Here is an 18,979-nt window from a genome sequence, read left to right as displayed (position 1 = left end):
CGGGCGGGCGGGCCGGGGGGCGCGCGTCCCCCCCCCCCCCCCCCCCCCCCCCCCCCCCCCCCCCCCCCCCCCCCGGCGGGGGACTGCTGCGTGGTGCGGTTCAGTCCCAGGGGTCGGGCTCGTCGATGAGGCTCGCGTCGCCACCGAACGACCCCGCCTCGGCGCGCTCGGCGGTGCTCTCGTCGCTCGCCGCCGCGGTCTCGTCGTCGGATGGGGCGACTGATGAAGCCTGGGTTTCGTCGGTGTGGGCAGATGTGGCCCGGGCTTCACGGGTCGTCTCGTCCGGGTGTTCGGTGGTCGCGCCAGCCGCGGCCCCGAACGGCGCATCTGCGTCCTCGGCAGGCTCTGTGTGGGGCTCGGTGGTCGGCCGGGGAGCGGCGTCGGCCGGCTCGTCCCAAGGGTCCGGCTCGTCGACGAGCGACGCGTCGTCGCCGAACGACCCGGACGAAGCGCCTGTCGAGGGAGCGTCGGCGGCTGCCGTGTCGTCGGATGTCGATGACTTCGGCGCGGCCTCGTCATCCGGCTGAGCAGCCGACTCACCGGTCGACTCGTCTGCGGTGTCGGATTCGTCGGTGTCGGATGCGTCCCCGGACGGCTCCGACTCCGGGTCAGTCGGCTGCTCGGCGGTGGAGCCGTCCACGGCGGGCTCGTCCCACGGGTCGACGTCGTCCTCGTCGTCGGATGGGGCGACTGATGAAGCCTGGGTTTCGTCGGTGGGGGCAGATGCGTCCCGGGCTTCATGGGTCGTTTCATCCGGGACTTCCGTGATGGCGGAGTCGGCGGCTCCCGCGGTGCCGGCGGCGGGGTCGTCCCACGGGTCGACATCGTCGTCGGTGGCAGCGTCCTGAGCGGCTGACGGAGTCGACGACTTGTCAGCCGTGTCGGCCGCTGCGTCATCCTTCGCAGTGTCGGATGCGCCGTCCACGGCGGGCTCGTCCCACGGGTCGACGTCGTCGGCGGACGCCGCTGCATCGGCTGTCGCCTTCTCCGGCGTGGGCTCACCCTGGGAGGTCCCGGCGACCGGGTCGTCCGTCGCGGCGGGCTCGTCCCACGGGTCCGGGTCGTCCCCGGACGGCTCCGGCGCATCGGCAGGGTCGGCAGATGCCGGTTCCTTGGCAGGAGCAGCCGCGGCCGCCGGCTCGTCCCATGGGTCGTCGTCATCGGTGGCCGGCGGGGGAGCATCCGCCGCTTCCTGTGCGCGGTCCGAGGGGGTCTCGGTGCGGGCAGCAGGCTCGTCCCAGGGGTCGGCGTCGTCAGTGGTCTCGGGCGTTGCTGCCGTGGCCTTCGGCTGCTCCTCGGGCTCTGCCTGCTCGGTCGCCGGCTTGGCTGCTGCGGGTGCTGCGGTGGCGGGCTCGTCCCAGGGGTCGGCGTCGTCATCGGTGGCCGGTGCGGGAGCATCCGCCGCTTCCTGTGCGCGGTCCGAGGGGGTCTCGGTGCGGGCAGCAGGCTCGTCCCAGGGGTCGGCGTCGGCATCGTCATCGGATGGGGCGACGGATGAAGCCTGGGTTTCGTCGGTGGGGGCAGATGCAGCCCGGGCTTCACGGGTCGTCTCATCCGGGTGTTCCGTGCCCGCGGCGCCGGCAGCTTCCGTGGTGTCGGAAGCTCCCGTGGTGTCGGAAGCTCCCGCGGTGTCGGCAGCTTCCGTGGTTTCGGAAGTTTCCGTGGCGCCGGCAGCTTCCGTGGAGCCCGCAGCTCCAGCGGCGCCGACGGCAGCGGCCGCCCCGGTCGCGGTCCCCTCGTCCTCCGCCTCGGCGACCCGGCCCCCTGCCACGGCGGCGTCGGCCGCCTCCTCCTCCGGTGCGTCCTCGCCCCGCCTGACGGCCGCGAGCAGCATCTGGGCCACATCGACGACCTCGACGTCCTCGCCGACACCCTCGGCCTGCTTCGCCGTGAGCCCGTCCGACATCATCACGCGGCAGAACGGGCAGCCGATGGCGATGCGACCCGCGCCGGTGGCCAGGGCCTCGTCGGTGCGGTTCGTGTTGATCCGCGTCCCGAGCTTCTCCTCCATCCACATGCGCGCACCGCCGGCGCCGCAGCAGAACGACTTCTCGGCCGAGCGCGGCATCTCGCGCAGCTCAACCCCCGGCAGGGCCCCGATGAGCTCGCGCGGCGGCGCGTACACCCCGTTGTGCCGCCCGAGGTAGCACGGGTCGTGGTACGTCACCGACGCGGCGGTGGACGCGACGTTCTTCACCGACGACATCGCCGGCGTCGCGTCCGGCCGGGCCACCGGCGTCAGCCTCTTCTCGCGGACGAGCCGGTTGAGCAGCTGGGTGTGGTGGACCACCTCGTACGAGCCGCCCAGCTGCGGGTACTCGTTCTTGATCGTGTTGAAGCAGTGTGCGCACGTGACGACGACCTTGGTCACCCCGAACTCGCCGAAGGTGTCGACGTTCTGCTGTGCGAGCGTCTGGAAGAGCAGCTCGTTGCCGGCCCGCCGCGCGGAGTCGCCGGTGCACGTCTCGCCGTCGCCGAGCACCGCGAACGAGACCCCGGCGGCGTCGAGCAGCTCGGCCACCGCACGGGTCGTCTTCTTCGCACGGTCCTCGTAGGCGCCGGCGCACCCGACCCAGAACAGCCAGTCCACGTCGGACGCCTTCTCGACGTCCTGCCCCAGCACCTTGACCGGGAAGGGCAGGTCCTTGGCCCAGTCCAGCCGTGCCCGGGCACCCATCCCCCACGGGTTGCCCTTGGTCTCCATGTTCTTGAACAGCCCGCCGAGCTCGTTCGGGAAGGCCGACTCGATGAGCGTCGAGTACCGCCGCATGTCGATGATGTGGTCGACGTGCTCGATGTCGACCGGGCACTGCTCGACGCACGCGCCGCACGTCGTGCACGACCACAGGACGTCCTGGTCGATGACGGCGTCCGGGCCGTGCGGGTTGTACGCCGTCAGCGGGGAGTCGGCGGCGTACCCGGTCTCACCGACGAGTGTCATCGACGGCCAGTCGACGACGTCGACGGCAGCGGTGGGCTCGATGCCGTCCGTGGGCGTGGCCTGCGCGGCGGAGGTCACCGTGGCCATCGCCTTCTCGGTGTCGCCGTCGGCGTCCGCGAGCGCCCGCAGGTAGGGAGCCTTGGCGTCCGCGTGGTCGCGCAGCGTCATCATGAGGAGCTTCGGCGACAGCGGCTTCTCGGTGTTCCAGGCGGGGCACTGGCTCTGGCAGCGGCCGCACTCGGTGCACGTCGAGAAGTCGAGCAGGCCCTTCCACGTGAAGTCCTCGACCGAACCGACGCCGAGGACGTCGCCCTCTTCCATCTCCTCCATGGCGTCGAGGTCGAACGGCCGGCCTCCGACCGTCATCGGCTTGGCGGCGCCGAGCGCCGTGCGGCCCGAGGACTCCCGCTTGAACCAGATGTTGGGGAAGGCGAGGAAGCGGTGCCAGGCGACGCCCATCGTCGGCTGCAGCGAGATGGTGATCATCCAGGCGAACGAGATGAGGATCTTGACCGTCGCGACGATGTAGACGACGGAGGCGATGGTGGCGAGCGACGCGCCGCCCCACCAGCCGGCCATCCAGCCGGTGAGCGGGAAGTGCAGCGCGAGCGAGGTGCCGGGCTCGGCGCGCTCGGCGATCGCCGCCTCGAGCCCGCGGAGCAGGAGAATGCAGACGGTGACGCCGAGGATGGTGAGCTCGACGTAGTACGCCTGCCAGAACGTGGAGCCGAAGAACCGCGAGAAGCGGCCGCCCTCGCCGCGCGCCCGCCGCGGGTGCTCCTTCTGGCGGATGGCCATGAGGACGACGATCCCGACGAGCCCGGCCCACGAGAAGAGCTCGACGACCCACTCGAACGGCGGGAAGTGCCCGATGAGGGGCAGCCGGGCGTCCGGCCGGAACAGCTGGAGGAAGGCGTTGACCAGCGTCGTGAACAGGATGATGAACGCGAGCGCGGTGACCCAGTGTGCTGCGGCGACGACCGGCAGGCGGCTCATCCGGGTGTGGCCGAGGAACTCGCGGGTGAGGGTCCAGGTGCGTGCGCCGGGGTCGTTCGTGCGGGTGGCGTCGGGCTGGCCGAGCCGGTACTGCCCGACGAAGCGGCCGATCTGCCGGGCGAACAGCGCGACGCCGACGACCATGACGAGCAGCGACACGACGACCGCGACGACCTGCAGCGGTGTGGTGCCGCCGAAGTCGGAGAACGGGATGTCGCTGGCCGGAGCGGATGCGGGCACGGCAGGCATGCCGGTCAGCGTACTCGCAGGTAAGCAAGCGCTCACCCGTGTGTGACGACTGTCAAGCCTCTGTCTGCGAGCCAGGCCCGAGCCCCGATGCCTGCCCCCTGGCCCGGCCTCGGGACCCATGCTCCGGGTGCCTGCCACGCACGGCCGGGCTCGCCCCGCGCAGCCGGAGGATGGACGCCGTTGTCCCGAGGGATAACGTTCTGTTGGAATAGCCATAACGTGCTCGGGGTTGGCCCGGGCAGCAGACCGATGTAGCGCGCCGCCGCCCTCGCCGGGTGATCGGCGCACCCGACCGAAAGGCGACTCGATGCCCATCCTCGACGACGTGACCCAGGCCGTCGGCAACACCCCGCTCGTCCGGCTCAACCGGATCATCGGCGGCGATGCCACGGTCGCCGCCAAGCTCGAGTTCTACAACCCGGCCAGCTCCGTCAAGGACCGCATCGGCGTGGCGATCATCGACGCCGCGGAGGCCTCGGGCGACCTCAAGCCCGGCGGCACGATCGTCGAGGCCACCTCCGGCAACACCGGCATCGCCCTCGCCATGGTCGGTGCCGCGCGCGGCTACGACGTCGTCCTCGCCATGCCCGAGTCGATGAGCAAGGAGCGCCGCGCCCTGCTGCGGGCCTACGGCGCCGAGCTCATCCTCACCGACCCGTCGCTCGGGATGAAGGGCGCCGTCGCGAAGGCCGACGAGATCGTCGCCGAGCGGGAGGGCGCCGTGCTCGCGCGTCAGTTCGCCAACGCCGCGAACCCCGAGATCCACCGGAGGACCACCGCCGAGGAGATCTGGAAGGACACCGACGGGGAGGTCGACATCGTCGTTGCCGGCATCGGCACCGGCGGGACGATCACGGGGGTCGGCGAGGTGCTCAAGTCACGCAAGCCGGACGTGAAGATCGTCGCCGTCGAGCCCGAGGAGTCGCCCATCCTCAACGGCGGCCAGCCCGGCCCGCACAAGATCCAGGGCATCGGCGCCAACTTCGTCCCCGAGATCCTCAACACCGAGGTCTACGACGAGGTCATCGACGTCAACGCGCAGACCTCGGTCGAGTGGGCCCGCAAGGCCGCCACCGAGGAGGGCCTGCTCGTCGGCATCTCGTCCGGCTCGGCGCTCGCGGCCGCCAACGAGGTCGCGTCGCGCCCGGAGAACGCCGGCAAGACGATCGTCGTCATCATCCCGAGCTTCGGCGAGCGCTACCTCTCGACCATCCTCTTCGAGGGGCTCGTCGACTGACCATGTCCATCATCCGGCAGGCGCGGGAGACCGTCCGCGAGGACCTCGATGCCGCGATGCGCCGCGACCCCGCGGCGCAGACGCGGGCCGACGTCGCGTTCAACAGCCCTGGGCTGCACGCGATCTGGGCCTATCGGGCGGCGCACCGGCTCTGGGAGAAGGGGCCGCAGTGGCGCCCCGCCGCCCGCCTGATGTCCACCGTGACCCGGGCCGTCACCGGGGTGGAGATCCACCCCGGTGCACGGATCGGGCGGAGGTTCTTCATCGACCACGGGATGGGCGTCGTCATCGGTGCCACCGCGGTCGTCGGGGACGACGTCATGCTCTACCACGGGGTGACCCTCGGCGGACGCTCGCTGCAGCGGGGCGTCAAGCGCCACCCGACGCTCGGCGACCGCGTCACGGTGGGCACCGGTGCGCGGGTCCTGGGCGACGTCGAGATCGGCGACGACGTGCAGATCGGCGCGAACTCGGTCGTCGTCAAGACCGTCCCGGCGGGAGCCGTCGCCACCGGCATCCCGGCCCGGGTGCGCTTCCCCGAGCGCCCGGACGAGGACCCCTACGACGCCCTCTTCGCCGAGCCCGCCATCTTCATCTGATGGTCTCGGCGGCCTCGGTCCCGCCGGCGCTCCACTCCGAGCCGTAGACGCAGAACGCCCCGGCGTCCGGTTGCTCCGCGACGGTCGCGCACCAGGCCTCGGCGGCGTCCGCGCCCCGTGCGAGCTGCCGGTGGTAGTGCACCATCGTCTCGGCCGCGAGGTCGTCCGCCACCGGTGCCACCGCGGCCAGGACACTGTGCGTCCCGAGCGACAGCAGAGCCGTCGCCAGCCCGAGCGGCTCGTCCCCCGGGCGGCTGGAGAACTGGCCGACGTCGCAGGCGGCGAGCGCGACGTGCTCGGCCACGACGGGCCGGGGGAACTCGTGCGCGAACACCGGCCCGTCGGCCATCCGCACCGACGAGAACAAGGGGCTCTGCGCCTCGTGGGTCCCGTGCGCGGCGAGATGGACCACGCGGGCCGCGCCGAGGGCGGCGAGGACGTCGTCGCTGCTCGCTGCGGCCCGGGTCGTCGTCGAGACGCCCCAGGCTTCGCGGACGGCTGCGACCTCGGGTGCCGGGTGGGCGAGCCCCGGCCCGTAGAGGGCCCGGAGCGGCTCCTGCGGCTGCTCGGCCCCGACGCGCTGTGGGCCGCGTACCCAGCGGGTCAGGCTCGGCGCCACCGTGACCGGTGAGCCGGCGAGCGAGGGGAGGAGTCTCCACGGCATGGCGGACAACGACGCCGACGGGATGACGATCACGCGTGCACCGCCACCCCACAGCCGTCCGAAGACGGCATCGACCGCCCCGAGCGAGGACCGGGTGGCGCGTGCGAGCGTCCGCAGCATGGGTGAGTGCGGAGCGAGCGACGCCCGTGCCCGTAGGTCGCGGCGGAGCCGGACGACGAGGCTGACGACGTCCACGAGCGGTCCTAGCTCGTGGCTCGTCGTACCCCGCTCGGAGACGACCACCGCACGCAGCACGCCACCGGACTCGACGAGCTCGACCGCCGTCGCCTGCCGGTCGGCCAGGGCCGCGCCGGCCTCGTCGGGTTCCACCGCTCCGGCCTGGGGACGGCTGGACACCTGGTCGGCGAGGCTCCACTCGCGCTCGGCGACGTCCGCCTCCAGGGCCGCGATCCGGGGCGCGAGCTCTCGGACGACGTCCGCTCCGCCGTCGGTGGACAGCCGGCGCAGCCGACGCAGCTCGCGGGTCAGGGCCGAGAGCTCGGGGTCGCTCGTGGCCGCGACGGGAGCGACCCGGTGCGAGATCGCCCGCCAGCGCTCGACCGTGCTGAGCAGGTCCGCAGCGTCGCCGCCCTCGAGCGCCCGCTCGACGTCGAACCTGGCCAAGGCGCGGCCGTGCAGGGCCATGGCGGCCCGGACGTCGAGACTCGACGACTGGTGCTGATGGGCAGCCAACAGCCGGCTGCCGGTGGTCGCCTGCCGCCCCGCCTCGTCGCACCGCCCACGGGCTGCCGCGATGCGAGCCCGCACGAGTGCCTCGTGCAGGCCGGCGGCCAGCGACCCGGTCGGGTGGCCCGCGAGCCTGTCGAGCCGGTGCTCGGCGCCGTCCGGGTCGCCGAGCAGGGCCCGGGCCTCGGCTTCGATCCGCACGGCGACCCGGTCCGAGGGCGCGGGCCCGAGCATCCCCGTGTTCCGCCGGGCGAGAGCCGTGACGACCGCGGGCAGGTCGGAGCCGTCCGCCACGTCGACCGTTGCGCGGACGAGCTCGGCCTCCCGGAGCAGAGCATCCGCCTGCCGGGTCCGCCACGCCGCTACGGCGGAGCGCAGGTGCCGTCGCGCGCCGTCGAGGTCGTCCTCCAGGACGTCGCAGCGGGCCAGCCGCAGGCCGATCTCCCCGGTCTCGAGCCGGTGCCCCTCCGCCCGGGCCGTGACGAGGGCGTCCTCGAGGGTCGCGCGGGCCTGCCGGACGAGGCCGGCGGCGATGAGCACCTCGGCGTGGTCGAGCCGCGCGCGGTCGCGGGAGACCGCCGCGTCCATCTGGTCCGCCTCCTTCATGAGGAGCAGGGCCCGGGGGACGTCGCCGTCCACGAATGCGACGACGGCCCGGTTGTGGCGGGCCTTGAACTCCAGGTCGACGAGCCCGTGCTCAGCGGCGACGGCGATCGCGGCCTCGGCGTGGGCCGCCGCGGCCGCAGTGTCGCCCAGACCCAGCTCCGCTTGTCCCAGGTTGAGCCAGAGGGCCCAGGTCTGCGAGGGGTCGAGGAGGTGCTCCCCGTCCGCCGCATGCTCGAGCGCGGACACGCACGCGCGCCAGTCCCCGACCCGGCCCAGTACCGTCCCCTCCTGGATCCAGGTGAGGGCGAGCAGCAGCGGGTCGCCGAGATCCGCAGCGGCGTCCCTGGCCGTGTGCAACATCGCCAGGGCAGGCTCGGTACCCCTCCGCTCGAGCTCGGACCACGATCGCGTGACAAGCACCCGAGTGCGAAGCCACATGGCCGCGCGGTCCGTCCGGGGGGCGAGCAGGGAGAGAGCGGTGTCGAGACTGGATGCCGCGGAGTCGAACCGCCCGGCCTCGTTGTCCTGCCGGGCGGTTGCGAGCAGCCGCTGCGCGTGGACGAGCAGCTCGTCGTCCTCGATGTCGGGGCCCCTACAGCTCGATCGCCGGCGTGATGATCGGCGGAGCGTCCGGCTCCGAGCGTCGTCGGAGGACGAAGCTGGCCAGCCCTCGCTCGACTCCCGTGAACGTGAACCGTCCGTCATCGTCGGTGCTCGTCGTCCGGGTCCTTCCCCGTTCGCGCAGCTCGACCTCGACGTCGCTCTCGCTGACCCAGCCGGCCACGTCTGCGCGAGGGGACTCACCGTGCTCGATCGTCACCATGACACTGAGGCCGTCCCGGGCGAAGGTCACCGTGTCCGCTCGGTCGTAGTCCGTCCCACGGACCGGAGCGAGATCGGACTCGCTGACGATCTCCGCGACCTGTGCCTCGAGATGCGCCACGCTCATCGTGAACTTGATGCGGTCCAGCAGGTCGCCGGGCAGGGGGTCGGCGTCGGAGTGGAGGCCCCGCAGCTCCGCGAGGACGGCCGCGTCCAGGTCGTCCAGGGGCTCGGCGGCGAGCCGGAACTCGTGCTCGGGCGTGGGGGTCATGTGGAGAGCTCCCATCGAGGGTCGGCCGTGAGCGAGGCGCGGAGCTTGGCGAGACAGCGTCCGCGGGTGGGCCCGATCGAGCCGACGGGCATCCCGAGGGCCTCGGCCACGTGGGCGTAGTCGGGGCGGTCCGCGAAAGCGATGGCGCGCAACAGGGTCTGGCACCTCTGGGGAAGCGCCGCGAAATGGGTCCACACGACCGAGCCCGCTTCGGCGGCGAGGACGACGGCCTCCGGTGAAGGGGCCGTGTTCTCCGGTTCTCGCTCTCGGATGTCCTCCGAGGCGCCGGGCTCCTCGCGGCGGGACCGGGCGCCGAGCGTCCACGCGTCCCGTTTCGTGGTGGTGATGAGCCACTTGAGCACCGACTGCGGATCTGCGATGGACGCCGCGTGCTCGACGAGCTTGAGCCAGGCGTTCTGGACGACGTCCTCCGCGCCTTGCCGGCTGACGCCTTGCTGCCGGGCGATCGACCAGAGCAGGGGCGTGACGTCGTCCACCAGCGTGGACATCCCGGACGGGTCGCCGTCCCGGAAGGCTCTGAAGGCGTCGGCCGCCCGGACTGCGAGGCTCTCGGACCCTGCCCCTGTCTGCATCACGACGTCCCTCCGAGGGCGGTGTTGAGCGCCTCTCGTGCCTGCTCGACCCGGGACTCCCGGTCGGCCGGGGTCTTGTGTGCGGCGAGCGCGGCAGTGATACGTCCGACGCACACGGGGGAGGCGAACGAGGTACCGCTCCACATGCCGAAGCCGGTGACGTACCGGTCGGGGTCGGCGGTGCTGCGGGCCGGGCTGCCGCCTCGGGCCGCCACGGCGACAGCCCCGCGTGAGGAGCCGTCGAGGGTGACCGGCATGGTGCTGACCACCGCGACGCCGGGCTCGTAGCGGGTCACCCAGCTGCCCGTGTTGGAGAACACCGCGACGGAGGTGTCGCCGGGGTTGGTGGCGCCGACGCTGGTCACGGGGACAGCGGGCTGGGGTTCCGAGGTGAGGGCGGCAGGCCAGAAGTACTCGGTCGTGGCTCCGTTGCCGGCCGCCGCGACGACCGCGACGCCGTCGTCCGCGAGTGCGCGCAGGATGTGGAGGAGCGCCGTCTCGTTCTGCACGGCGGCCGGAGTCTCGTGGTAGTACCCGAGAGAGAGGTTGACGACGTCGAGGGGAGGGTCGTCGGTCCGGCCGTCCAAGGCCGACCAGTGGTACAACGCGAGAGCATTGAGCGCCTCGATGACGTCGTGCTCCTCGGCAGCCCCGTCTCCGTACATGACAGGGACGACGACCAGCCGGGCGTCCGGACAGTGCTGGCGGATGACACCGGCCACGAAGGTCCCGTGGCCCGCGAGGGCGTCGAGACTGCCGTTCACGAGGTCGACCGTGACACCGGAGCCCTCCGGGTCGTCCGCCGGTGGGAAGCGCAGGCCGATCGGGACACCGTCGATCCGAGGGTCCCGCTCGACGAGGGGTGACCCGTCGAACCAGGGGTGCTTGCCGAGACCGGTGTCGAGCACGGCGACGACCGGTGACCGTTCGGCGCTGCGTCGTGGCGGCTCGGCACTCAGGGCCACGGGTGCCCTGCCGGAGGCGGTGCCGGGCGACCCGACGCCGCCCATGTACCCGACGCCGCCCATGTACCCGACGCCACCCATGTAGCCGACGCCACCCATGTACCCGACCCCGTCGAGGGTGCCCGCGCTCATGAGGACATGGTCGAGACCCCATCCGGCCACCTTCTCGCCGAGCTCGCGCCGGGCCCGTTGGAGAACCGTCCACGCGTCGAGCGGTGGGCCGGTGCGTTCGTCGAGGGGCACGAGCTCCACCGCACTGTGGGTGGAGGCTCCCAGCCGGTCGTCGTACCCGAGCTCGACGGCCAGGTCACGGACCGCGCTCGCCAGGACGCGAGGGGTGAACTGCAGCTGCTCGCCGAGCCGTTCCAGGGCGGCGACGGCATCCGCGAGCTGTGCGTCGGTGAGACCCGGGACCAGGAGACGCGTGCGGACGTACGCCACCGGGCGCGGAGCCGGTTGGTCGCCGTTGCGCTCCGCAGTCGTGGGGTCCAGGACCACGGCATCGAACCGTTCGAGGGCCGATGCCGGAATGCCGAACACCGGCGCCGGTGGTCGGTCACCGACGGGCCCGTCGCCGTTGGACGCTTGCTCCGGGCCGGTGACGCTCATGGGCTGCTCCTGGATGAGAGGCGGGTCGGCCGAGACGGTGGCGCCTCAGCGTAGTGACGTTCGTCGACGCTGAACAGGAGCCGCCGGAGGCGACGGTGATACGTCCGGATCCAGAACTTTCCCCGCCGGGGTATCAGGGGGACGGCGGGCTCGTCCTTCTCCACGTGGGCCCCTCCGGGCGCCGCGGCAGGACGCCCGAGCAGAGGTGGGCGGCCACCGCCTCGGCGTCCGAAGGGGTGGGCCGACGCCGGGAGGACGCGGTCACGCCCCCGGTGGGGCGCGCGGGCCACGCCGGACGGGAGCGGTGGCAGAGACCGCCCCGGGGGATGCGCAGTGGCGTCCGCCGGCGTGGCCCGTGCGGGCGTGCTCGAGGGCCTTGCGACTGCGGCTAGTCGGTCGTCGTGGGTCTGGTCGCGGCGGCCCAGGCGTCGGTGTGGTCCTCGCTGCGGCGTGGTTCCGGGGAGTCGTGCGTGATGGCCTCGGACGCGATGGTCCGGCCCTGGCGGAGCTTCTCACCCGTGGCCCGGGCGGCGTCGGCCACCATGTCGGCGACGACCGGAGCGGCCTTGGTGCGCGCGGCCTCCTTGGCGTTCTCGACCTGCTTCTGCACCGGCTCCGAGTTCCACACCTTGCCCGAGGTGCGACGGATCTGCTCGTAGCGCTGGGTGCCCGCCTTGGCGCCGAGCACGTAGCCGGCTGCGAGGCCCGCGAGGAAGGACAGCTTGCCCATGGGGGCTCCTTTCGTCTGCCCCGACCCTACAGAGGGCGTCGTTCCCGGTGGCCTCGGCGGTGACGGGAGTCGGCCGCGCCCGGCGTCGGTGGTCGGACGGTCGCCGGTGGGGCCTACCCTGGTCGGGCGCCCGGCCCGCCGGGTGAGGAGGGCTCGCATAGTGGCCTAGTGCGGCGGTCTTGAAAACCGCTATGGCGGCAACGTCATCGTGGGTTCGAATCCCACGCCCTCCGCTCGCCTCCAGTCGCGAACGTGTGTGAACACGCCGCGGAAGGTGCGGCGTGTTCACACACGTTCGCGAGAGGTGAGAGAGCTTGAGAGGGCGGGGAGGACGGGCCGGGGCTACCGTGGCGGGATGACCGAGCGCGGGCCCGTGCGGGTCGTCACCGACGACGAGCTGGTCGAGGCCGACCCCACGAGCGGGATGCTCCGTCGCCGCGCGGTCGAGGTCCCGGGGCTGTGGTCCGGCCAGGTCGTCACCGACCCGGGCGCGGTCTCCGGCTGGCACCACCACGACTCCAACGTGTCCGTGTTGTACGTCGTGCGAGGAGTGCTCCGCCTCGAGTGCGAAGGCGTGGAGGGGTATGTCGACGCCACTGTGGGCAGCTACGTCCACGTCCCCGCGTTCACCGTGCACCGCGAGTCGAACCCCGGCCGTGAGCCCTCGCTCGCCGTCATCGCCCGTGCGGGCATCGGTATCCCCACCGTCAACGTCGACGAGGCGCCTCCGCCGCACCGGTGACCGCCGCACCCGCGCGCGAGTGCGCTCACCGGCGCGGAGGGATCTCGCCGGACCCCCGCACGAGGAGCGAAGGGTTGAGGACGACGTGCTGCACGGGCGAGCGGTCGCCCTCGATGCGCTGGAACACCAGGTCGGCGACCGTGCGGCCGATGCGCGGGACGTCCTGGCGGATGACCGTGAGGGGCGGGTCGACGAGGTCCGACATCGGGAAGTCGTCGAACCCGACGAGCGCGACCTCCCGGGAGAGCCCGCGCTCGGCGATGGCGCGCACGGCGCCGACCGCGAGGTTGTTCCGTGCCGCGAAGATGGCGGTCGGCGGGTCGGCCAGGTCGAGGAGCTCTCGCACCGCTGCGGCCGTGGCCTCGACGGTGGCGACGCCGGTCACCATGAGATGGGGGTCGGGCTCTAGCCCCGCGTCGGTGAGCGCACTGGTGAACCCGCGCATCCGCTCCGCCGCGGTGTGGATCTGCGGGAGGTGGAAGATGCCGGCGATCCGCCGGTGGCCCTGGTCGAGGAGATGCTCGGCCGCGAGGCGGGCACCATAGGCGTTGTCGACGACGACGGAGTCGGCCTCGACGCCCCGCGGTGGCCGGTCGACGAAGACCGCCGGTGTCCCGGTGCGCAGCTCGGCCGCCAGGTACTCCTGGGACCGGCTGGACGGCATGAGCACGAGCGCGTCGACCCGGCGGGTCACGAGGTCGTGGACGAGTGCCTGCTCGCGGTGGATCTCCTCGTCGAGGCTGGCGGTGAGGATGCCGGTGCGCCGTGTGCGTGCGGCGTCCTCGAGGGCCCGGAGCAGGGCGGCCGAGAAGCTGTTCGAGAGGTCCTGCACGAGGGCGCCGATGAGGCCGGTGCGGGCGCCGAGACGGCGCAGGTTGCTCGCGGCGAGGTTGGGCCGGTAGTCGAGGCGGGCCACGGCGGTCTGCACGCGGGTCCGGACGTCGTCCGACACGCCGGGCTCGTCGTTGACGACCCGCGACACCGTCTTGAGGCTCACTCCGGCGAGAGCGGCGACGTCCCGCATGGTCGCCCGCCCGCGACCCCTCGTTGACAACGATGTCAGGCCCACAGATGTGTTCTAACTCATGTCTTGACCGATACGCAAGGATTCGCTAGAAACGGTTGGTGACAACGTTGTCACCAGATGGTGCCGCGTCGTCCGACCCCGAGAGCAACTCGAAGGAGAGTCCGGACATGCAGCTGTGTCAGCGCCCACCCCGCCCGTCCGCCCGTCGGATCGTGGCCTCGGCCGGGATCGTCGGACTCGCCCTCACCGCGGCCGCGTGCAACCGCGGGAGCGCCTCCGACTCCGGCTCCGGCGGCGAGGCCGCGGTCGGCGTCACCCTCATCACGAAGGACTCGACGAACCCCTTCTTCGTGGCCATGCAGAACGGTGCGAAGCAGGACGCGACGACGCAGAACGTCACGCTCACCGTCGCCTCCGGCAAGCAGGAGGGGGACGACCAGGGCCAGATCACCGCGATCGAGGACGCCATCGCCCGCGGCGACAAGGGCATCCTCATCACCCCGATGTCCACCGGGGTCAACGCCGCGATGAAGCAGGCCCGCGACGCCGGCCTGTACGTCATCGCGCTCGACACCCCGCCGGACCCGCCGGACACCGTGGACATCACGTTCGCCACGGACAACCGTGAGGCCGGGAAGCTCGACGGGCAGTGGGCCGCGGCCACGCTGGACGGCGAGCCGGCCGTCATCGCGCTCCTCGACCTCTTCGACGACAAGATCGTCTCCGTCGACTACGACCGGGACCAGGGCTTCCTCGAAGGCATGGGCATCGACGTCGCCGACCCGACGAAGAACGGCGACGAGGCCACGAGCGGCTCGTACTCCGGCGGCGACTACACGATCGTCTGCAACGAGGCGAGCAACGGCGCCGAGGACGGCGGCCGCACCGCGATGGAGCGGTGCCTGGCGAAGAACCCCGACATCAACCTCGTCTACACGATCAACGAGCCGGCGGCCGTCGGTGCCAGCGCCGCCCTCGAGGCCGCCGGCAAGGATGCGCTCATCGTCTCGGTCGACGGCGGCTGCGCCGGGGTCGACTCCGTGAGGAGCGGTGTCATCGGCGCCACTGCGCAGCAGTACCCGCTGAAGATGGCGACGCTCGGCATGGAGGCCATCGCGAAGATCGCCCGGGGCGGTGAGAAGCCGAAGCCCACCGAGGGGCTCGACTTCTTCAACACCGGCGTCGCCCTCGTCACCGACGAGCCCGTGGACGGGGTCGACAGCATCGACTCCGCCGAGGGTGCCGAGCTCTGCTGGGGCAACTGAGGATGACCACCACCTCCGGCAGCGCTGCCGCCGAGTTCTCCCGGCGGCAGCACTCCCCCCTCCAGAGGCTGCAGCACGTCCTCCACGCCCGCCCGTGGCTGAGCCCGCTCTTCCTGCTGTTCGTCGCGTTCGTGTCGTTCTTCATCGCGACGCCGACCTTCCTCACGCCCGGCTCGATGGGCATCCTGCTCCAGCAGACGGCGGTCGTCGCGGCCCTCGCGGTGGGGCAGACGCTCATCGTCCTCACCGCCGGCATCGACCTCTCCGTCGGCGCGGTCATGGTCCTGTCCATGATGGTGATGGCCTCCCTGGCCGAGGACGGCGGCATGCCGGGGATCCTCGCCCTGCTCATCGGCGTCGGCCTCGCGACGCTCGCCGGGTTCGTCAACGCCCTGCTCGTCACGAGGATCAACCTCCCCCCGTTCATCGTCACGCTCGGGTCGCTGAGCATCTTCACCGCCATCGCGCTGCTGTACTCCGGCGGCGCGAGCATCCAGGCCAGCCACCTCCCGCGGCTGCTCAACGTGCTCGGCGAGGGTTTCGGCATCGGCGCCTTCCGCCTGACGTGGGGGATCGTCGTGGTCGTCCTCATCTACGCGGTGATGGCCTTCGTGCTGTCCCAGACGGCCTGGGGCCGCTACGTCTACGCCGTCGGGGACGACGCGGAGTCGGCGCGCCTCTCCGGCGTCCCGAGCCGTCGCATCCTCCTCGGCGTCTACACCGTCGCCGGTCTGATCTACGGCCTGGCCGCCTGGATCCTCATCGGCCGGGCCGGGGCCGCCACACCCAACGCCATCCCGGACGCCAACCTCGCGTCCATCACCGCGGTCGTCATCGGCGGGACGAGCCTCTTCGGCGGGCGGGGCCGGCTCATCGGCACGCTCATCGGCGCGCTCATCGTCCAGACGTTCGCGTTCGGGCTGTCCCAGCTGGGTGTCGACCAGCAGTGGCGCGTCCTCGCCACGGGCGTCCTCGTCATCGTCGCGGTCGCCATCGACCAGTGGATCCGGAAGGTGAAGGCATGAGCCGCACCGAGCCCCTGCCCCTCGCCCTCGAGGCGATCCCCGAGGAGCGGCGCGGCATCTACGACGCCGACCCCGTGCTCTCCGCCCGGGACCTCGTCATCACCTTCGGCCGGGTCGTCGGACTCGACGGCGTGAGCGTCGACCTCTACAAGGGAGAGGTGCTCGCCGTCATCGGCGACAACGGCGCCGGGAAGTCGACGCTCATCAAGTGCCTCACCGGGGCGTACCTCCCCGACTCCGGCCGCATCGAGCTCGAGGGCAGACGGGTGGCGTTCCGTCGCCCCCAGGACGCGCGCGACGCCGGCATCGAGACGGTGTACCAGCAGCTGGCCGTCATCCCCGCGCTCGACATCGCGAGCAATCTCTACCTCGGCCGCGAGGACCGGCGGAAGGGGCTGCTCGGGTCGGTCTTCCGGATGCTCGACAAGAAGGGCATGGAGCAGCGTGCGAGCCGGTCGGTGCAGGACCTCGGCATCCAGACCATCCAGAACATGGGCCAGGCCGTCGAGACCCTGTCGGGAGGCCAGCGGCAGGCCGTGGCGGTGGCTCGGGCCGCGGCGTTCGGGTCCAAGGTCGTCGTCCTCGACGAGCCGACGGCCGCGCTCGGTGTCAAGGAGTCCGGCATGGTCCTCGACATGGTCGAGCAGCTCCGCGACAACGGGCTCGCGGTCATCCTGATCAGCCACAACATGCCGCACGTGTGGGAGGTCGCCGACCGGATCCACATCCAGCGGCTGGGTGGATGCGCCGGCGTCGTCACGCCGCGGTCCCACGAGATGGGCGACGGGGTGGCGATCATGACGGGTGCCACGACGCTGGAGTCCGCCTGAGCGGGCGGAGCCCGTCGGACCGACCGGTCGGCCCCGGTGGCGGGGCTGCTCGGAAGCGAGGATGAACGGTCGGCGACCGAACGGTGGACCGACCGGCCCGCAGACGGCGAGGGCGCGCTCACTCTGCTAGGTTCGCTCGCGGTTGCAGCAACAGCAGTACCTCTCAGGTCGAACTACCCTCGCGCCACAGGGGGCTGGAGTCGCATCCACGGTCGGTGCGACGTGCGCCGGCCGAGTGCTACGCAAGTGAAGGAAGTTGTCCCCATATGGCACAGGGCACCGTGAAGTGGTTCAACGCTGAGAAGGGCTTTGGTTTCATCGCCCAGGACGGCGGCGGCCCGGACGTGTTCGTCCACTACTCTGCGATCGACGTCCAGGGTTACCGCAGCCTCGACGAGGCTCAGCGGGTCGAGTTCGAGGTCACCCAGGGTCCGAAGGGTCCGCAGGCCGACCAGGTCCGCCCCATCTGACCCGGTCACCCGAGTCGCACGAGGGCTCCGCCCCGGTTCGCCGGGCGGGGCCTTCGTCCTGTGTGAAGGGGGTCGCGCGGAAGTCCGTAGACTCGCACGGTCCGTGAGACCCGGACGATCCGTGCGCCCGCTGGAGACCAAGGCGGGCCGGCATGTGGAGGTGGGCGGTGCCGAAGGAGACGCGTCGCAACCGCGCCCGGGAACGGTCGCGGGAGACCCACCCGCTGCGCCTACGGCGCGTGCTCACGGTGCTCGTCGTGCTGGGCGTCGTGCTGGGGGGCGGCCTCGGCTTCGCGTGGTGGCGGCTCGAGGGGAACATCGACCGCGTCTCGCTGGGTGACGCCCTGGGCGAGGAGGACCGCCCGCAGAAGGCGGAGGGCCCGCTCAACATCCTGCTCGTCGGGTCGGACACCCGGGAGGGCCAGGACCTCCCCGGGGACACCCTCACGAGCGGCGCCCGCTCGGACACCACACTCCTCGCCCACCTGTCGGCCGACCGTGAGCGGGTCACGGTCGTCTCCATCCCCCGGGACTCGATGGTCCCGATGCCGCCGTCGTGCGACCTCGACACCACGAAGGACCTGTGGCGGGTGCAGCAGGTCAACTCGGCGTTCAGCATGGGTGGGCCCGCCTGCCTGGTCGCCACGCTCGAGGCCGACACCGGGCTGTTCGTCGACCACGTCGCGATCGTCGACTTCTCGGGGTTCCGGGAGATGGTCGACGCGCTCGGTGGGGTGCCGGTCTGCACCCCCGTCGACATCGACGACCCCAAGGCCCGTCTGCGGCTGAGCGCCGGTCGGCACACCCTCGACGGTACGCAGGCCCTCGGCTGGGTACGGGCGAGGTACACCCTGGGTGACGGGTCGGACCTCGGGCGGATCGAGCGGCAGCAGCAGTTCCTCGCCTCGGTCGTCCAGGAGGCCACCCGCACCTCCCTGCTCCTGCGCCCGGACCGGCTCTTCGGCTTCCTCGACGCCGCCACGCAGTCGCTGACGACGGACGAGGACCTCGGTCTCGGCCAGATGAAGGACATCGCGCAGTCCGTCAAGGATGTCGGCGTCGACAACGTCGCGCTCGTCACCGTCCCCGTCGAGACCTATCCCGCCGACCCGAACCGCGTCCAGTGGTCCGCCGCGGCCGAGACCCTGTGGCAGACGCTGCGCGAGGACCGCTCGGTCACCGAGTCCGAGGACGCGGGCGAGCCCACGCCCCAGCCGTCCCCCACCCCCTTGACGGTGAGCCCCGACGACATCACCGTGACGGTCGTCAACGCCACCGGAGTCGACGGGCTCGCCGCCGCCGCGGCCAGGGCACTGCGGGTCCAGGGCTTCGCCCGGGTCACGACCTCCTCCGTCGCCGACCGGCCGGACGGCGTCGTCGTCGCGCACGGCCCGGGGGCCGAGGAGGAGGCACGGACCGTCGCGGCCGCCTTCCCGGACTCCGGGGTCGAGGAGGACCCCACCCTCGGCGACCACATCCGGGTGACGATCGGGGCCGGTGCGGCGTCGGTGGTCGAGGTGCCGAACCGCCTGGGCAGCGAGCCGCTGCCGAGGTCACGCGTCAGCGCGCCGCCACCGTCGACGACGATCAAGGCCCGGACCGCCGACGAGGACATCTGCTCCTGACCTGGCGCGGGTCACCTCCGGATGGG

Annotated in this window: 15 protein-coding genes and 1 tRNA gene; 9 read left to right on the top strand and 7 right to left on the bottom strand. The window is 72.2% G+C overall.

Going from position 1 to position 18,979, the window contains the following annotated elements:
• Nucleotides 1–100: 100 nt before the first annotated feature.
• Nucleotides 101–4,081, bottom strand: coding sequence for a heterodisulfide reductase-related iron-sulfur binding cluster (locus tag JQN72_RS18825; protein ID WP_307812402.1), 3,981 nt, complete (start codon nt 4,079–4,081; stop codon nt 101–103).
• Nucleotides 4,082–4,493: 412 nt separating this feature from the next.
• Here JQN72_RS18825 and cysK point away from each other — a divergent pair, with 412 nt between their 5' ends.
• Together cysK and cysE are read left to right on the top strand one after the other, a co-directional pair.
• Nucleotides 4,494–5,423 carry a cysteine synthase A gene (gene cysK / locus JQN72_RS03600; RefSeq protein ID WP_204133794.1) on the top strand — a complete coding sequence of 310 codons (930 nt, stop codon included), beginning with the start codon at nt 4,494–4,496 and terminating at the stop codon, nt 5,421–5,423.
• Nucleotides 5,424–5,425: 2 nt separating this feature from the next.
• Nucleotides 5,426–6,022: a serine O-acetyltransferase gene (gene cysE / locus JQN72_RS03595; protein WP_204133793.1), complete on the top strand. Its 597-nt coding sequence runs from the start codon at nt 5,426–5,428 to the stop codon at nt 6,020–6,022.
• Here the strand turns inward: cysE and JQN72_RS03590 are convergent.
• From JQN72_RS03590 to JQN72_RS03570, 5 genes are all read right to left on the bottom strand, one after another.
• Nucleotides 6,015–8,339: a CHAT domain-containing protein gene (locus tag JQN72_RS03590; protein WP_204133792.1), complete on the bottom strand. Its 2,325-nt coding sequence runs from the start codon at nt 8,337–8,339 to the stop codon at nt 6,015–6,017. The two genes, cysE and JQN72_RS03590, sit on opposite strands and share 8 nt — an antisense overlap.
• A gap of 232 nt (nt 8,340–8,571) precedes the next feature.
• Entirely contained in the window at nt 8,572–9,072 is a 501-nt protein-coding gene (locus JQN72_RS03585) for a carboxypeptidase regulatory-like domain-containing protein (RefSeq protein ID WP_204133791.1), read from the bottom strand.
• On the bottom strand, nt 9,069–9,665 hold the full coding sequence (locus tag JQN72_RS03580) for an RNA polymerase sigma factor (RefSeq protein ID WP_204133790.1): 597 nt from the start codon (nt 9,663–9,665) through the stop codon (nt 9,069–9,071). Before JQN72_RS03580 ends, JQN72_RS03585 begins: the two co-directional genes overlap by 4 nt.
• Entirely contained in the window at nt 9,665–11,239 is a 1,575-nt protein-coding gene (locus tag JQN72_RS03575) for a S8 family serine peptidase (RefSeq protein ID WP_204133789.1), read from the bottom strand. The genes JQN72_RS03580 and JQN72_RS03575 overlap by 1 nt, the downstream gene beginning before the upstream one ends.
• Before the next feature lie 388 nt (nt 11,240–11,627).
• Entirely contained in the window at nt 11,628–11,969 is a 342-nt protein-coding gene (locus JQN72_RS03570) for a protoporphyrinogen oxidase (RefSeq protein ID WP_239100070.1), read from the bottom strand.
• Nucleotides 11,970–12,115: 146 nt separating this feature from the next.
• On the opposite strand from JQN72_RS03570, the gene JQN72_RS03565 reads away from it, so the two are divergent.
• Nucleotides 12,116–12,202: transfer RNA gene (locus JQN72_RS03565), tRNA-Ser, on the top strand.
• Nucleotides 12,203–12,324: 122 nt separating this feature from the next.
• Nucleotides 12,325–12,711: a cupin domain-containing protein gene (locus JQN72_RS03560; protein ID WP_204133788.1), complete on the top strand. Its 387-nt coding sequence runs from the start codon at nt 12,325–12,327 to the stop codon at nt 12,709–12,711.
• Between the two features lie 25 nt (nt 12,712–12,736).
• Here JQN72_RS03560 and JQN72_RS03555 read toward each other — a convergent pair whose 3' ends face one another.
• Entirely contained in the window at nt 12,737–13,735 is a 999-nt protein-coding gene (locus tag JQN72_RS03555; protein ID WP_239100069.1) for a LacI family DNA-binding transcriptional regulator, read from the bottom strand.
• Between the two features lie 170 nt (nt 13,736–13,905).
• Here JQN72_RS03555 and JQN72_RS03550 point away from each other — a divergent pair, with 170 nt between their 5' ends.
• The 5 genes from JQN72_RS03550 (at nt 13,906) to JQN72_RS03530 (ending at nt 18,953) form a co-directional block, all read left to right on the top strand.
• A complete protein-coding gene (locus JQN72_RS03550; RefSeq protein ID WP_204133787.1) occupies nt 13,906–15,003 on the top strand; it encodes a substrate-binding domain-containing protein in 1,098 nt (365 codons plus the stop codon).
• Nucleotides 15,004–15,005: 2 nt separating this feature from the next.
• Nucleotides 15,006–16,028, top strand: a complete 1,023-nt coding sequence (locus tag JQN72_RS03545; RefSeq protein ID WP_204133786.1) for an ABC transporter permease — start codon at nt 15,006–15,008, stop codon at nt 16,026–16,028.
• Nucleotides 16,025–16,858: an ATP-binding cassette domain-containing protein gene (locus tag JQN72_RS03540; protein ID WP_204133785.1), complete on the top strand. Its 834-nt coding sequence runs from the start codon at nt 16,025–16,027 to the stop codon at nt 16,856–16,858. Before JQN72_RS03545 ends, JQN72_RS03540 begins: the two co-directional genes overlap by 4 nt.
• A 266-nt stretch (nt 16,859–17,124) precedes the next feature.
• Nucleotides 17,125–17,328 (top strand): cold-shock protein, encoded by a 204-nt coding sequence (locus JQN72_RS03535; protein WP_204132061.1) that lies wholly within the window; start codon nt 17,125–17,127, stop codon nt 17,326–17,328.
• A gap of 167 nt (nt 17,329–17,495) precedes the next feature.
• The gene (locus JQN72_RS03530; protein ID WP_307812401.1) at nt 17,496–18,953 is read left to right on the top strand and encodes an LCP family protein; all 1,458 of its coding nucleotides are present in this window, start codon (nt 17,496–17,498) and stop codon (nt 18,951–18,953) included.
• Nucleotides 18,954–18,979: the final 26 nt, after the last annotated feature.

The organism is Phycicoccus sp. CSK15P-2 (genome assembly GCF_016888005.1).
GTDB lineage: Bacteria > Actinomycetota > Actinomycetes > Actinomycetales > Dermatophilaceae > Phycicoccus.
Note: the sequence above shows the minus strand (reverse complement) of the source record. Positions and strands in the feature narration are given on the sequence as shown.